At 62.8% G+C, this 15461-nt stretch carries 14 protein-coding genes and 1 pseudogene; 3 read left to right on the top strand and 12 right to left on the bottom strand.

The features are described from left to right. From M5G17_RS27815 to M5G17_RS16265, 8 genes and pseudogenes are all read right to left on the bottom strand, one after another. Window positions 1–117 (bottom strand): annotated as a pseudogene (locus tag M5G17_RS27815) (IS110 family transposase); the annotation flags it as partial. 229 nt (window positions 118–346) lie between these two features. Continuing rightward, the gene (locus M5G17_RS16295; RefSeq protein WP_273893940.1) at window positions 347–1666 is read right to left on the bottom strand and encodes a di-heme oxidoreductase family protein; all 1320 of its coding nucleotides are present in this window, start codon (window positions 1664–1666) and stop codon (window positions 347–349) included. Beyond that, complete coding sequence (locus M5G17_RS16290) at window positions 1663–2964, bottom strand: ABC transporter substrate-binding protein (RefSeq protein ID WP_273893938.1); 1302 nt, start codon at window positions 2962–2964, stop codon at window positions 1663–1665. The genes M5G17_RS16295 and M5G17_RS16290 overlap by 4 nt, the downstream gene beginning before the upstream one ends. After that, complete coding sequence (locus tag M5G17_RS16285) at window positions 2951–3358, bottom strand: TonB-dependent receptor domain-containing protein (protein ID WP_337993343.1); 408 nt, start codon at window positions 3356–3358, stop codon at window positions 2951–2953. Before M5G17_RS16285 ends, M5G17_RS16290 begins: the two co-directional genes overlap by 14 nt. Window positions 3359–3364: 6 nt before the next feature. Further along, window positions 3365–4993: a TonB-dependent receptor plug domain-containing protein gene (locus M5G17_RS16280; RefSeq protein WP_273893937.1), complete on the bottom strand. Its 1629-nt coding sequence runs from the start codon at window positions 4991–4993 to the stop codon at window positions 3365–3367. Between the two features lie 200 nt (window positions 4994–5193). Next, the gene (locus tag M5G17_RS16275; protein WP_273893936.1) at window positions 5194–5469 is read right to left on the bottom strand and encodes a hypothetical protein; all 276 of its coding nucleotides are present in this window, start codon (window positions 5467–5469) and stop codon (window positions 5194–5196) included. Window positions 5470–5565: 96 nt separating this feature from the next. Further along, a complete protein-coding gene (locus M5G17_RS16270; protein ID WP_273893935.1) occupies window positions 5566–6984 on the bottom strand; it encodes a hypothetical protein in 1419 nt (472 codons plus the stop codon). 54 nt (window positions 6985–7038) lie between these two features. Then, on the bottom strand, window positions 7039–7611 hold the full coding sequence (locus M5G17_RS16265; protein WP_273893934.1) for a LuxR C-terminal-related transcriptional regulator: 573 nt from the start codon (window positions 7609–7611) through the stop codon (window positions 7039–7041). Between the two features lie 139 nt (window positions 7612–7750). Here M5G17_RS16265 and M5G17_RS16260 point away from each other — a divergent pair, with 139 nt between their 5' ends. The 3 genes from M5G17_RS16260 to M5G17_RS16250 are packed head-to-tail and all read left to right on the top strand — an operon-like array spanning window position 7751 to window position 11857. Next, window positions 7751–8929, top strand: a complete 1179-nt coding sequence (locus tag M5G17_RS16260; RefSeq protein ID WP_273893933.1) for an acetyl-CoA acetyltransferase — start codon at window positions 7751–7753, stop codon at window positions 8927–8929. A gap of 2 nt (window positions 8930–8931) precedes the next feature. Further along, entirely contained in the window at window positions 8932–10473 is a 1542-nt protein-coding gene (locus M5G17_RS16255; RefSeq protein ID WP_273893932.1) for a class I adenylate-forming enzyme family protein, read from the top strand. A 43-nt stretch (window positions 10474–10516) separates the two neighbouring features. Continuing rightward, window positions 10517–11857, top strand: a complete 1341-nt coding sequence (locus tag M5G17_RS16250; RefSeq protein ID WP_273893931.1) for an MFS transporter — start codon at window positions 10517–10519, stop codon at window positions 11855–11857. Between the two features lie 53 nt (window positions 11858–11910). On the opposite strand, the gene M5G17_RS16245 is transcribed toward M5G17_RS16250, so the two are convergent. The 4 genes from M5G17_RS16245 to M5G17_RS16230 all read right to left on the bottom strand — a co-directional run bounded on the left by M5G17_RS16245 (window position 11911) and on the right by M5G17_RS16230 (window position 15437). Then, window positions 11911–12627, bottom strand: coding sequence for a CPBP family intramembrane glutamic endopeptidase (locus M5G17_RS16245; RefSeq protein ID WP_273893930.1), 717 nt, complete (start codon window positions 12625–12627; stop codon window positions 11911–11913). A 163-nt stretch (window positions 12628–12790) separates the two neighbouring features. Continuing rightward, window positions 12791–12913, bottom strand: coding sequence for a hypothetical protein (locus M5G17_RS16240; RefSeq protein ID WP_273893928.1), 123 nt, complete (start codon window positions 12911–12913; stop codon window positions 12791–12793). 35 nt (window positions 12914–12948) lie between these two features. Beyond that, on the bottom strand, window positions 12949–13860 hold the full coding sequence (locus M5G17_RS16235) for a magnesium transporter CorA family protein (protein WP_273893927.1): 912 nt from the start codon (window positions 13858–13860) through the stop codon (window positions 12949–12951). Then, window positions 13860–15437, bottom strand: coding sequence for a RimK family protein (locus M5G17_RS16230; protein ID WP_273893926.1), 1578 nt, complete (start codon window positions 15435–15437; stop codon window positions 13860–13862). The genes M5G17_RS16235 and M5G17_RS16230 overlap by 1 nt, the downstream gene beginning before the upstream one ends. Between the last annotated feature and the right edge of the window lie 24 nt (window positions 15438–15461).

Below are 15461 nucleotides of genomic sequence, written 5' to 3'. Positions count from 1 at the left end.
GATTTCAAGTTTGGAATTTTTCAGTCTGATGAGCTCATCACGGTCATCGTGATGAACAACCAGCTCAGCTTTGGCAACATCCACGCCCACGATCAACTTATCTACCCGCATTGCCATGGACGGCTCCTGAGGTTATGGTTTTTTCGGCTTGAAGGGGTTTCACCAAGAGGCGCTGGCTTGCTTCTATCGTCGCTTGAAAACGATGCATTCTTTATCGGCGCTTTGGTGGAAGGGGTGGGGCGATGTCTCCCACGGTCTGTACTGCTGTGAACAGTCAGAATCGGGCATTTAGTCCCACCACCCCTTCAAGTCTTACCATACAAGCGGGCTTGCCCCGCGATTGGGATTACAGCGACTGTAAAAACGCCCGCAACGCCCAACGATCATTGGCCTCCAGGGCTTTGAAACGCTCCCGCGCCACCGCCCCTTCACCGCCATGCCACAACACCGCCTCCTCAAGCGTACGGGCCCGGCCATCATGCAGGTAACCGGCGCCGGGGTTGATCTGCTCGAGCAGCCCCAGGCCCCACAGTGGCGGGGTACGCCACTCGCGGCCATCGGCCAGATAGTCGTCACGGCCATCGGCCAGGCCCGGTCCCATGTTATGCAGCAACAGGTCGCTGTAGGGCTCGATCTGCCGCGCTGACAACAGCGGGTACAGCGGATGCTGGCCGGTTGTCAGGCGCGGGCGGTGGCACTGCGCGCATCCGGCTTCGGTGAATAGCCGCTCGCCACGCTGCACCTGGGGTTTGTCCCGGTCACGTCGCGGCGGTGGCGCCAGGTGCGCCAGGTAGAAATGCAGGTCGCCCAACTGCTGGGTATCGAGCTCCGGTTCACCGCCACTTTCCGCCTGGCGACAGGCTGTTTGCAACGCCGTGCAGTTCTGTTCGGGATACAGCGGCGAGGTAATGCCAAGGTCGCCGTGCATGGCGCTGGCAACCTGCTGACGCAGGTCCGGCTGGTTTGACTTCAGACCAAATCGCCCAGGCTCAAGGCGCTGGCGCTCGACGCTCCACACCCGGTTGACGCGGCCTTTGACCCCATCAGGCTTGGGTACGTCGGCCAGCGCTTGCAGGGTGCTGGCGTCGATGGCTTCGAGCAGGCCCAGGCCAAACACCACTGAGCCGACCCGCATCGAAGTGCGTACGTCACCCAACGGGCCATAGGCGAGCTCGCTGAAGCTCAACTGTGGCGAGCGCAGGCCGACCCGCTGACCATCGGCCAAGGTCACAAACTGCTCTTGCCAGCGGATATGTGGCTGGCCTTCACCCGCCACACCGGGAATGCCCGATTCGTTGAGCTGATCACCATAGGCAGGATGCGGCAGCGGCCCGCCATGGCCATCGCGTCCGGGCAGCGACAGCCGGACCAGCAGGGTGCGCAGTGGTTCGTGTTGACTGGCAGGTGCCTGCCCGCGACCGTTCTTGGGGTGGCAGGCAATGCAACTGATGCGGTTGTACAGCGGCCCCAGGCCATCGAACGCTGCGTCCCTTGAGGGCGCGACCACCCAAGCCTGACGAAACAGGCTGCGGCCGTGGAAGAAGCGCTCAAGTTGCTCAGGCCCGACCAGCCCCGGCAAGGGCTGGGAAAAGGCTTCGCGGGTGACGGCGGCGCTGGCGGGCTGACTCAGCAGCACGCCGAGCAGCATCCCCATAGCACGCTTCACAGGCCCATGTCCGCAAGCAGGCGCTCGGCTTGCGCCTGTTGCCTGGCGCTATGGAACTGCCAGGCAATTTCGGTGCGGCCCAGGGCGTCCTGGTCGCTGACCGGTTGGCGCAGCATGCCCTGGTCCTGACGCTGGCCAAACAGCGCCAGCAGCGAGGCCGACGCAGCGTGCTGCTCATCGATGGGCGCAACGCTGAGGCATTCGCGCACGGTCGTCAGGTCACGGCCCTGGGCTTCACCGGCGTGAACCCGCGCCCACAACGCGCGGAGGCGTTCATGGGGCTGGCCAAGCCACTGATCGAACACTGAAGTGATCAGCGCCAGGCGCTCGCGTGAACTGTCATTGGCGTAGGCATAGGCGCCCTGGCGTGCAGCGGCAAAGGGGTCGTGATAGCCCGCTGGCAGATTGGTATAGACGGCCGGGCGTACCGGCAGTTTGCGAATGTCCGGATCGGCCAGCAGGGTTTGCCCTTCAGGTGACAACACGAAGCGCACGAAAGCCCGCGCGCCCTCCACCTGCCCGGCCTGGCGGGGGATGGCGATGTGCGCCGGGTTAAGGCCGCCATGGGCGGGGTAGACGAATTCGACTGCTTCGCCGTTACTCACTGCCGAGGCGACGAAGAAGTCGATCGACACACCCACTGCTGAGCGCCCGCTGACCACCTCGTCGCTGACCAGGGTGCCACCGCGCTCGACCAGCCGTGATTGCCCGGCGATCTCGCTCCACAGCGCCCAGCCTTTGTCCCAACCGTAGGCCTGCAGGACGATGTCCAGCAATACCGGGGCAAAGCCGACCCGCGCAGGGTCCGGCAGGGCGATGCGCCCGCGCAGGCGGGCATCGAGCAGATCCGGCCAGTCTTGCGGGGCAGGCATACCGAGCTTGGTCAATTCATCCGGATTGATGGCAAAGCCGTAACCGGCAAGCTCCGTGGCCTGGTAGCGCGCATCGTGGTCGCGTAGGGCAATACCGCCAATGTGCGGCGGCAAACCGTCTAGGTCGACACCCAGCGGCTGCCAGCCGGCGTCCTGGGCCAAACGCTGGAAGTTGCTCGGTGACGGCGCCCAGTAGACATCGACCCCGCCCTGGTCAACTTGACGCAGATAGGGCAGGGCATCGAAGCCCTGGCGCCAGAGGATCTGCAGGCGGTACTGCGGGTTGGCGCGCTCGAACGCCTCTTCGAAGCGCGTCATCATCTCTTGCGGGTAGCTGGTCAGCACCACCACCGGCTGCGGCGCTGCCGCCTGGACACTGGCCGCGCCCAGCGCCAGGGCCAGCAGCCAGGCCTTACAGCGGTACATTGAATTGTACAAAGTAACTGCGGCCCATTTCCGGATACCCCTCGCTGTATTCATAAAGGCGATCGAACAGGTTGCGCACGCCTGCCTCGATGCGCACGTCGTTACTGAAGCGGTAGCCGCTCTTGAGGTTGTACACCGCGTAGCCGGCGCTCATCTGGCTGCCATCGGAGAGGTTATAGCGCCGCGATGCGGCTTCCATGCTGGCGGTGTGGCGCCAGGCGTCGAGGTTCAGGCTGGCTGCGGCGAACAGGTTGTGGCGCGGTGTGTCGATCGGGCGCAGCGCGGGGTTGCTGCGGCTTTCACGGTCCAGGTAGGTGTAGCTGCTGCTGAGTTCCCAGTTGCCCAGGTCACCGCGCAGGCCCAGTTCGACGCCCTGGTTACGTGCCTTGGCAATGTTCTGCTACTGGCCGCACGGCGCCGCGCAACCGGCTACCGGGGCAACCGTGACTTGCTGGATGGAGTCTTCGATGTTGCTGACGAACAGCGCCGTGTCCAGGGTCCATTGTCGGTTGATCGCGCCGCTGTAGCCCAGCTCGTAGTGGGTAGCCCGTTCGGACTTGAGGTCTGGGCTGGGGATCACGGTGCCAAAGCGGGTCGAGTAACGGTCCTTGATGGTCGCGAAACGGCTCTTGCGCGCGACGGTCAGGCGCACCTGGCCATTGTGGTCGATGTCCAGCAGCGGGCCGGTGTTGATGAACAGGCCCAGCTGGCTGTTGACTGCATCATCGCTGCCGGTGGGCTCGTCATACAGGGTCTTGACCCTGGGCGAGGCGGCATTGGTGCCGAAGTTCTCGGCTTCAAGGCTTTTGCGGTAGTTGTAGGAGACGCCGCCGACCACGCTGAAGATGTCGTTCAGGCGCAGGGTGTCTTCCAGGGCGATGGACTGGGTCTGGTCGCGAAAGTGCGTTTGCGGGTCGCTACCATCGCGCGAGCGGTGCACGTCCTCCTTGAAGTGATAGGCGATGCCCAGGCGATTACCTTCGCTCAGGGCCAGGTCGCCTTCGACTGAGAAGCCGCTGGACTCATCATCGTACTTGCTCGGAAAACCAGGCTGCATGGCACCGTGGATGCCGTTGTTGTAGACGAAGCTTTCCAGCGAGTTCTTGAAGGTATCGTGGTAAACCCGGGTCTTCAGGCCGTGCTCGCCGAAGCGGGTATTGGTGGCCAGAAACAGGCTGGTCTTGTCCCATTTCGGCCATTCCCACCAGCGCTTGCGCTGGCCAGTGGCAGGCAGATCGCCGGCGTAGGGCGGCTGGCCCTTGCGGCCTTCCTGCTGGACATAGCCAAGCACGTATTCGTCGGTATCGTTGGGGGTGAAACCCAGCTTGTAGCTGAACTTGCCATCGCGCTTGTCGCTGTTCTCGCGGCGGCCCTTGCCTTGCTGGTTGTTGGTTGGCTCGAAGTCGTCCGGCAGCATCGTGTAGTCATAGTCGACATAGGACACACCGCCCTGCATCCACCAACTGCCTTGGTTGGAACCGAGGTTGGCATAGCTGCGATAGGCGTTGACGTTGCCATGGTCGGTCAGTTCCAGGCCGCCGCCCACTTCACCTTCGAACACTTCGGCAGGTCGCCGGGTAATCAGGTTGATCGCCCCACCCAGGGTGTTGGGGCCGTACAGCAACGAGGCAAAGCCCTTGGCCACCTCGATGCGCGACAGGTCATAGGTGGTGAAACGGCCCAGGTCGATATTGCCGTCATAGGGCACGTAGGTGGGGATGCCGTCGATGTACACCGGTACCTGTAGACGGTCGAAACCGCGCACATACACCACCTGCTCGGCGCGCCCGCCCATGTAAGCGAGGTTCACGCCGGGTGCCAGGGCCAGGGCTTTGTCGACGGTCTCGCGATCATGCAGGCGCATGTCTTCGAGCTCGACGACGCTGCTGCCGGTGGCCAGGGTTTCATCTTGTGGGGCCGATATCTGGATTTCACCGAGGCTGAAGGTGTTTTTCTGCTCTGCCACAGCGGCCTGGGCGCTGATGGCTGCCAGGGATAGCAGCAGGGTGCGGTGGGCGAACGGCGTCATGGCGCTCCTTTGTCGTTATCGTTATATATTTTTTTATATAGAGCGTGACGCAAAACAACCGACAACTCCCTCCCCGGGGCCGTCAGATCGAATGGAACGAGCGGGCACGCGCAATGGCAGAACGCCACGGATACTAGAGCCAGGTGCGCAAATTGACAACGCTATATATAAAAATATACAGCGAATGGATTACAGCAAAGCTAGCGTTTGCACTCGGCCAGAACCACTTTGCAGGTATCGGGCAGGCCGCCGGAACGACCGGCATAGCGGATGCAGTTGTTCATGGACTTCTGCCGGGCGATCTGCAAAGTCGCGCCCCAGGCCAGGCCGCCTTCGCCGACACTGGGGACGGCTTTGGCGTGGCAGTTGGAACCGGCGTTGGCAGCCAGGTAGCGTGCCTTGGGTTTGCTCGAACAACCGCCCGACAGCGCCAGGCAGAGTGCGAGCAGGCAGGCGGTGAGGGCAGTGCTGTTCATGTCGGGGGCTGTCCGGATTGCCGAAGAAGGCTGTACCCGGGTTTGCCCGGTGTACGCAATTATAGGTTCTTCGCGCAAATGCGGGGGCAACAACCCCTACCGACTGTCCTGGCGAACCGACTCCACTCGCCATGTCCAGATCCCCAGCGGGCCGTTCTCTGCCGCCTGCGCAAACACTCCGTAGTCTTCGAGGTAGTTGTAGCTGTGGGTCCATTGCACAACAGCCGTTTTGAGTTTAGAGCAGGTCAGTGGCTTGGCCATGCCTTGCAAGGCTGGGTTTATCTGACTGGCTGGCAGCGCGACGCCGACCTTGCAGGTGACGGTGGTGGTGAAAGGCCCCGTGGCGGTGGCCTGGACCAGGTCGTAAGCCACTTCGCTTTGTTCGGGCAGGCGTTGCCAGTCTCCTGTGAAGCTCAAGCCGATGACGCGCAAGGAGTCTTCCACCTGGTTGCCGTTGTCGCGATCAAACGAACGGTTGGCCAGGTCGATCAGGCCGCGGAAGGTCAGCAGCAGATTGGTGCCCAGCACCGAATCCACCGGCTGCTGCAACAGCTGACCGCTCTGCGGGTCACGGGTGAAGATGTCTTTGCGCTGCACGCCGGTAATCTTCATTCTGTTGAAGGCCAAGGTGTCGTAGCGGTAGTGCAACGCCTGCAGGGTCAAGCGCGGTTCGGGCAGTTGCAGGGCATCGATTGCAGCCAGCACGGCGGGCACCGTCTTAGGTGTGTCGAGCTGCGGCGGCAGTGGTGCGCGCGCAGGGGGCTTGGCCATCTGCGCCCAGGCGGCAACGGGCTGGCAGGCAGACTCGATCAGGCGTTGCTGTCTGCTGCCTGCCTGCGTCAGCGGTGTCATAGGGAGGTTCAAATTGATCTTGCCGTTGTGCACCCGACCATTGTCGTCCACCTTGAAGTCGCTCAATGGCTTGAAGGTGCGCTGCTTGCAGTCGATCGCCAGGCGCTCATGCAGTTGTGCAATCTGGCTGTACCGTCCGGCAGCTTGATAGTGGGCAAGTTGAACGCCCGTCCAGATCTTGAGCACGCCATCTTCGTGAACGGCGCTGTTGCGGTCCCACACCAGCCAGTCTTCACCTGGCGCGGTGTCTAGCGCTCGCCAGTCCGGCACGGCGCGATAGGCGCAGGCATTTCTAAGTTGTTCGCTGTGCTGCAACACCTGTAACTGTGGCTGCGGAAGGCTGCTGGAATTGTGGTTGTCAGAATACGCCTGCATGCCCCGTTTGGTTGGATAGAACATGCTGCCGCCGGGCTGGTTGCAGAAGGCGTCAAAGCGGACGACCCAGAGGTTGCTCGCGGAGGGGCTGACCATGTAGGTGACCTTGTCACCTTGGCGGATGATCGAGTCGGGTGCGGCCGGTTCGCGGATCACTTGCTCGAACACTTCAAGGGCAGGGTGCTTGGCCGGTGGTTGCGGATTGGCTGGTGTTTGCGGCTTGGGCGGGGTGCTGCAGGCCGCAAGCGCGAGCGAAAGGGCCAATAAAAGCGGGAAACGGGCATCCATGCAGAAAAGCTCTTGGTCGAAAAACGCGCGAGTTTACCTGACCTACGCAGGCACTCAACTGATGAAAATGATCTTCGACACCAACTCGGCGCTGTTCTTGGCCTGAAGCTTCTTCATCAGCCGCGAGCGGTGGACTTCCACGGTGCGGTGGGAAATGCCCAGCTTGCGGGCCACCTCCTTGCAGGTCAGGCCATTGACGATATGCAGCGAAATCTCCCGTTCGCGCGGGGTCAGCTGAATGGTCGGCGCTGGCTGGCGGTCCAGGCGCTCGAAATGCCAGACCATCAGCTTGAACGGATCTTCCTCCGTCAGGGAAAAACCATGGGCCCGGGCCCAGAACACCTCGCCGTTGCGATGCTGCATGAAGCGCTCGTCCGAGTAAAAGGCGCCGGGGCCGTTGCGCAGCCAGTGTTCGCTGCGATCGCCGATGCTCTGGTAATCGGCATGGGAGGGGTACAGCAGCAGGGTCAGGTGGCCCTGCAGGTGCTCGCGCGGGTAGCCAAACAGGCGGACGAAGGCCTGGTTGCAGTCGAGCATCCGTCGGTGCCCGGTAATCAACTGCGGCGCGGGGGAAACCTGGAAGGCCAGGCGCTCGAGGTCCTGGAAGGGCTGGGGGTGTTCGCTCATCAGGCATCCTGCCTAGGGTTTATCGGCGCGCCCTGCTGAGCTACTACTTACTGACGTACGTAGTTGCCCCAACTAGCGTGTGATTCGGGCGATGAATCATTGTAGGGAATACGCGCTTCAAGGACAGAAGAAAATCACAATGACTCATGATTCCGTATCCATCGTTGCTGCTGCTCACAGCCCTTTTGGTCGCCTGGACGGCTTGAACCTTGAGGACCTGATCGTCAAGGTTACCCGCGAGGCCCTGGCGGACGCGGCGATCGATGCCGCCGAGATCGACGCGCTGTTTCTCGGGCACTTCAACTCGGGCCTGGTGGCCGATGGCTTTCCCGCTTCGCTGATGCTCCAGGCCGACCCGCAACTGCGCTTCAAACCCGCTACCCGCTGCGAGAACGCCTGCGCCTCGGGCTCTGCGGCGATTCAGGCCGGGATCAACGCGATCCGTAGCGGTGCCGCCGAACTGGTACTGGTGGTCGGCGCGGAAAAAATGACCGGCAACAGCACCGTTGAAGTCACCCGTGCCCTCTCCGGCGCCGGCTACCAGAATGCGCTGCAGGAGGCAGGCCTGAGTTTCGCCCAGCTGTTTGGCCAGGTGGCGCAGCAGTACACCGAGCGCTACCACAGCCCGCTGGCTTCGATGGCCGCGATCGCGGTGAAGAACCACGCCAATGCCATGGCCAACCCCCTGGCGCAGATGCACCGGGTGATGGACTTTGAACACTGCAACAACATATCCCAGGGCAACCCGCTGATCGCACCGCCCCTGCGGCTGACCGACTGCTCGCTGATCAGTGACGGTGCCGCGGCGATCATCCTCGCCTCGCCGCAGCGCGCCCGCGCCATGCGGCGCCAGGTGGCGATCCGCGCCATGACCCAGGTCAACGACTTCCTGCCGCTGTCGCGCCGCGACGTGCTGGCCTTCGAAGGGCCGCAACGGGCGATCCAGGGCGCTTTGCGCGAGGCTGGGGTGACCTTGGGCGATCTGAGTTTTGCCGAGGTCCACGACTGCTTCACCATCGCCGAACTGCTGATCTACGAAGCCATGGGCCTGACCCCCAGGGGCGAAGGGCACCGGGCTATCGACGAGGGTATTGTACGCCAGGGCGGCCGCCTGCCAGTGAACCTGTCCGGCGGGCTCAAGGCCAAGGGCCATCCGGTGGGCGCCACCGGGGTCTCGATGCATGCCCTGGGCTTCGCCCAACTGACCGGCAAGCCCATCGGTCTGGGTGTGCCCGGCGCCGAGTTCGGCTTGCTATTCAACATGGGCGGCATGGCCGTGGCCAACTACGCAAGCGTCCTGCAAGCAATCAAGGTCTGAGGATGAACATCGCTCATTGGTTGCGCGATGCGGCCCAGCGCTGGCCGCATCGCGCAGCGCTCTTCGAGGGGCGCCGGCAGGTCGCCGACTACCAGGCCTTCGCTGCCCGGGCCCGGGCCCGCGCCCTGCAATTGCGCCACGAGCACGGCATCGTGGCGGGCGAGCGGGTGGCGCTGCTGATGAAAAACAGCTGCGCCTATCTCGAGCTGCTCTATGCCATCTGGTGGAGCGGGGCGGTGGCGGTGCCGATCAACAGCAAGCTGCACCCACAGGAGGCGGCCTGGATTGCTGGTAACGCCGGGGCGCGGTTGGTCTACACCGATGACGGCCGGGTCTTTGCCGGTATCGACTTGCCCGCCGACTGTCGCGAACTGGCTGTGCCCGACCTGGCTGTGTCAGCCCCTGAGGCAGGTGATGAGCTGCTGGAGCCGCATCCGCAGACGGACACCGATCTTGCCTGGCTGTTCTACACCTCGGGCACCACCGGGCGTTCCAAGGGCGTGATGCTGTCCCATGGCAACCTGCTCGCCATGTCCTTGTGCTATCCGCTAGACGTCGACCCCGTGGCCGCTGATGACGCGGTGGTGTATGCCGCGCCGATGTCCCATGGTGCCGGCCTCTACAACTTCATCCATGTGCGCTGTGGCGCCCGTCACGTGGTGCCGGCGTCCCGGGGGTTCGAGCCGGCGGAATTGTTCGAGCTGGCCCGGGAGTTGCGCCAGCTCAGCCTGTTCGCCGCACCGACCATGGTCAAGCGCATGGTCGACCAGGCCCGGCACCTGGGTTATGACGGCGAAGGGATCAAGACCATCGTCTACGGCGGCGGGCCGATGTACCTGGCGGACCTCGCCCAGGCCCTGGACACCTTCGGCCCGCGCCTGGTGCAGATTTATGGCCAGGGCGAATGCCCGATGACCATCAGCGCGCTGTCCCGGGAGGTTATCGCTGACCGCGGGCACGCCGATTGGCCGCGCATCGCCGCTTCTGTCGGGCGTGCCCATTCTTGCGTCGAGGTGCGCGTACTGGATCCTGCGGGCCAGCCCCTGGCCCCGGGCGAGCCTGGGCAGATTGCCGTGCGCGGGGCCACGGTGATGCAGGGGTACTGGGATAATCCGCACGCCACCGGCGAGGCACTGGTCAACGGCTGGTTGCTCACGGGCGATATCGGCGTGCTGGACGAGCAGGGCTACCTGACCCTGACCGATCGCTGCAAGGATGTGATCATCTCCGGTGGCAGCAACATCTACCCGCGCGAAGTCGAGGAAGTGCTGATGCAGCACCCCGAGGTATTCGAAGTGTGCGTGGTGGGTGAGGCCGACGCCCTGTGGGGCGAGTCGGTGGTGGCCTTCGTGGTCTTGCGCACGCCTCACAGCCTCGATGCCCCGGCACTCAATCAGTGGTTTGTGGCACGCATGGCCTCGTTCAAAAAACCGAAAAAATACCTGTTTTGCCCTGAGCTGCCGAAGAACAGCTATGGCAAAATCCTCAAGACCCGCTTGCGCCAGTGGTTGCAGGCCCCCACGGAGCCCTTGGGCAACCTCTGAAGCACGGCATTTCATGGATAGCACTACGACAGGAGTCCCCACTATGGGCGTGTCATCTTCCAATTCCCAGCGCCAGCGGCGCCGGGCCTTTATCGGCGCCACTTCCGGCCACTTGATCGAGTGGTACGACTATGGCGTCTACGGTTTTCTGGCCCTGTACATCGGCAAGGCCTTCTTCGTCTCCGACGACCCCACCAGCAGCCTGCTGGCAAGCTTTGCCGCCTTTGCCCTGAGCTTCTTCATCCGGCCCCTGGGCGGCCTGTTCTTCGGCCCCCTGGCCGACAAGATCGGCCGACGCAAAACCCTGATTACCGTGCTGATGATGATGGCCGGCTCGACCTTTTTGCTGGGCCTGTTGCCGACCTACGCCAGCATCGGCATCGCCGCACCAGTGCTGCTGGTGCTGATCCGCTGTGTGCAGGGGTTCTCTGCCGGTGGCGAGATCGGCACCATCACCAGTTTCATTGCCGAGTACGCTGGCCCCGGACGTCGGGGTTTTGCCACCTGCTGGCTGATGGTCACCGCGGTGCTCGGCCTAGTCCTGGGCGGCGTCGTGGCCAACGGCATGACCTGGGCGCTGGGCGCCGAGCTGATGCAGGACTGGGGCTGGCGGATTCCGTTTCTGATCGCAGGGCCGCTGGGCTTTATCTCGCTGTACATCCGCTTGAAGCTGGAAGACAGCCCGGAGTTCCTGGCTCTGGTCGAGGCCGGGGAAACCTCCAAGGCGCCGCTGCGTGAAGTCTGGCAGTGGAAGCGCCCGATTGCCCTGGTGTTTTTCATCATCACCCTGCACAGCTCGATCTTCTACCTGGTGCTGACCTTCGCCTCGACCTATATGGCCAACACCCTCAAGTTCGACAGCGGCACCACCCTGCTCTACGTATTCGTCGCCAGCCTCTCGGCGGCGCTGGTCATGCCCCTGGGCGGGGCCTTCACCGATCGCTACGGGCGCAAGCCGTTCCTGATGGTGATCGGCACCCTGGCGACAATGGCCATGTACTGGTTCTTCAAGGCCGCGCCCGGCGCCACCCCGGCCACCTTGATCTGGCCGCTGATGGCCGTGGCGATCCTGTTCGGGCTCTACGCATCCTCGACCTACGCGCTGATGAGCGAACTGCTGCCGACCCGCATCCGCTCCACCGGCATCGCCGTGGCCTACAACATCCCGGTGGCGGCGTTCGGCGGCAGTGCGCCGCTGATCTCCACCTGGCTGATCAAGGTGACCGGCGACATCACCGCACCGTGGTACTTCTATGTGGCCACCGGGGTCGTCTCGCTGCTGGCGTTGCTGGTGTTGCGCAAGGAGGATTTTGTCGCCTGTGACCCGGTGGTTCGAGTGCAGGGGAGTGCGGCTGGGCTGAGGTTGGTCAATTCGCAGCCTTGAGCCAGGGCCGCCTTGCCTGAGCGAGGCGGCCTTTTTCCATCGTGCTGTGGGGGTCAGCCGGGAATCTGGATGTAGTTGAAGATCAACCCAATCACCTCGGCCGAAGCATGCAACAGTACCGGCACGATCAACCCGCCACTGAGTACGCGGCTGATACCAAACACCAGGCCGACGGCCAGCAAGGTGACCCCGGTAACGGAGTTCTGGTACTGGATATGCGAGGCCGTAAACAGCATCGTGCTCACTATGATTGCCGCCCATTGCCAGGCCGCTCCGCGGTCGAGTGGGACCAGGCGCATCAGGTAGTGGCGGAACACCAATTCTTCGGCAACCGGTGGGAACAGGATCAGAGTCGCGCACAACAGGACGATCTGGCCGGGGGCGAGGCCGTCAAAGAAGTGCACCATGAAATTTTCGCGGGGGATGTAGAACAGCGACATCCATCCGGCACAAAGGGCGTAGATAATCACGATGGCGCCAAGTCCATACAGGTACGGGCGCAGAAACTGCTGGCCCATGATCACTTCGCGCAGGCCCTGTTTGCGATGTTGCAGGTACAGCAGGCCAATCAGGCCGATGCCGGCCAGGCCCAAGGAATTGATGTTCTGCTGGTTGGTAGGCAAGTTAGGCCAGGATTGGAAAACGATAGCCATGGTCGCCAGGCAGGTGATGAGCAGCGCCAGGAGCAGCATGCCGATGCGCTTGAAAACATTGTAGGGCGCAGCCGTAGCCGGAGTGGGTGTGTGGTAGGTAGGTGCGGCAGAATGCACGGGACGGTCCTTGTGTGGGCAATTCGGCGCGCATGATGCTCGGCTGGCAACTGGGTATCAATGGCCTGGCGGAGAAAAAGAGTATTTACCCAGCGTGTGGCAACGCCCACTCCCGGCGTTGCCCCCACGCGCAAGAGAAGCCTGTGCGATCGAGAGTGGCCACCTACTCGGGGCGGCGATCTTCAGGGTTTTCGGGTTTGCTGGTGCGATGCTCGAGCAGGCTGATCAGCGCGCCGGTGATTGCAATCAGGGCCAGCATGAACAAGCCGATGTCTGAATTTTCCACAGTTGTGCTCCTGCAAAAGTGTCTAGGAAGATGACTCAAGCCATGCGTTTGAGTGCGTAGGCCATGGCCGCGCCAAGACCTGCCATGGCCGCCAGCAATCCTGGAAATGCCAGCCACCAGGGGACACCCGAGGTCATCATGCTGAACTCGGACATGCCACCGATGCTGGCGATGAGGTTCAGTGGCAGAAACACCACGTTGATCAGGGTGAGGTTGCGCAGCGCCTGATTCATGCTGTTGTTGGCCAGGTTGGCGCGGGCTTCGATCAGGCTGTCGAATAGCTGGGCGTGGATTTTCGCCTGCTGGTAGCTCTGTTCGTTCTCGATGATCAGGTCATTGAGCGTTTCGAGCTGGGCCGAGCTGAAACCATGGCGCCGACCGTGGCTGCGCAACAGTTGCAGCACCGCGCCGTTGCTCTGGATGGCGTTGACGTAGTACACCAGGCTCTCGCTCAAGTTGTACATCTGCACCAGTCGCGCCGGGGCCATCGCCCGGGTGAACTGCTGCTGGATCTCGCGCGCCACCTGCTTGACTACGCGCAAGTGGCCCAGGTAGTGATGCACGCTTTCATCGAGCAGGGCCATCAGCACGTCCAGCGGACTCTGCAGCAGCGTGCCGCCATGCAGGCTGGTCAATAACGAGTTGGTTGCGCACACCACCACCAGCCGCTGCTCGCTCAGCACCACACCAAACGACGACACGTTGAACGCACGGCCGTCGAAGCTTTCCGGGCGCTTCCAGACCAGGAACAGATGATCGGGCTTGATCTCGATGCGCGCCACTTCATCCGGATCGAGCGAGCACTCCAGTGCTTGCAGGCTGATGCCCAACCGCTGGTTGAGGGCCTGGCGCTCGCTTGCCCCGGGTGCTATGCATAGCCACACGGTCGCCTGCTGTTCAGCGCTCTCGCACAGCTTGCCCTCATGGATGCAATAGGTTTCGATCATCACGCCTGGCCACGTTGCTTGAGTTCAAGTCGCTGGATGAAGGCCTGCAGTACCCGCCGGTACAGTTCATCGCCAAGCACGGCATCCTCGATGCCAGCGTCGAGGTTGGGGTTGTCATTGACTTCGATGACCAGCACCCGCTCGCCGCACTGCTTGAGGTCGACACCATAGAGGCCTTCGCCAATCAGACGCGCGGTATCGAGTGCAAGCTTGACCACTGCAGGCGGTGCCTGCTCGACCGGCACCGCCCGGCACTTGCCATTGACTTCGCCGGCCAGCGCCTTGTGGTTGTAGATTTGCCAATGACCCTTGGACATGAAGTACTGGCAGGCGTAAAGGGCTTCGCCGTTGAGCACGCCGATGCGCCAGTCGTACTCGGTGTAGCAGTACTCCTGGGCGAGCAGCAGCACCGAGTGTTCGAACAGCTCCTGGGCGGCGCTGGCCAGGGCTTGCGCATCGGCGACCTTGATCACCCCACGGGAGAAACAGCCGTCCGGGATTTTCAGCACCAGCGGAAAGCCCAGGCGCCGTCCCGCCTGTTCAAGCTCCTGCGGCCGATCCTTGTAGAGGATTTCCGTTGCCGGCATGCCCAGGCTGCGGCGCTTGAGCAGGTCGGCCAGGTAAACCTTGTTGGTGCAGCGCAAGATGGAGGAGGGGTCATCGATTACCACCAGGCCTTCGCTCTCGGCTTTCTTGGCGAAGCGGTAGGTATGGTCATCGACCCGTGTGGTCTCGCGAATGAACAGCGCATCGAATTCGGCGAGCCGTGCGTAGTCTTTTTTCTCTATCAGTTCGACGTCGATGTCCAGCGCTTTGCCCGCTTCGACGAATCGCTCCAATGCCAGGGTATTGGAGGGCGGCAAGGCTTCACCGGGGTCATGAAGTATCGCCAGGTCGAAGCGGGCAATACGCTTGGACGCGGGTTGGCGCCAGGTGCGGCGGTTGAAGGCATCCAGCGCGTCGGCAAACACATGCTGTTGCTCATCGCGCAGCTTGTGCAGCGCCCCGGCCTTGATTCCGGCAATCTGCCAGGCCCCGCCGCGGCGAAACTCCACCAGCAGGATCGGGCAGGGGAAGGCCTCGAACAGTTGCCGGCCCAGCGCCTGCAACGGCGTGATGAGGGTCTTGCCGAAGTACAGGGTGAGGGTGAAACCCTCGGTACTGCCGTAGGGATGATTGACCAGCGCAGCTTCGAGGGTGCGTTCCAGATCATCCAGGCCCACACCGTACAGCGCCTTGCGCGACAGCTCACTGATGCTGCGTACCGAAGGCAGTACCTTGTGCCCGCGCGCTTCGGCCAGCAGCGAACAGTAATAGCCCTGGCCCAGGTACTTGTAGTTGCGACACAGGTTGATGACCTGGGTCCTCCCGGCGCCCTCGTCGCTGTGCTCCAGGTAGTCCTGGGCGAGCATCAGGCTCTCGCTGGGCAGGTAGCTGGCCCAGTCTTCCTTGCGCTCCACCAGGATCAGCAGGCGGTTGCCGGCGCGCCGCGTACTGGGAGGTTCTTCGCTGAGGGTTATTGTGCAACGTTCGGATTTGTCCAATACTTCGGCCATGTTGGCTTGCACCGCTGACATGAGTAGTCGATCCCAGTTGAAGTG

The organism is Pseudomonas rubra, assembly GCF_028656935.1.
Classification (GTDB): Bacteria; Pseudomonadota; Gammaproteobacteria; order Pseudomonadales; family Pseudomonadaceae; genus Aquipseudomonas; species Aquipseudomonas rubra.
Note: the sequence above shows the minus strand (reverse complement) of the source record. Positions and strands in the feature narration are given on the sequence as shown.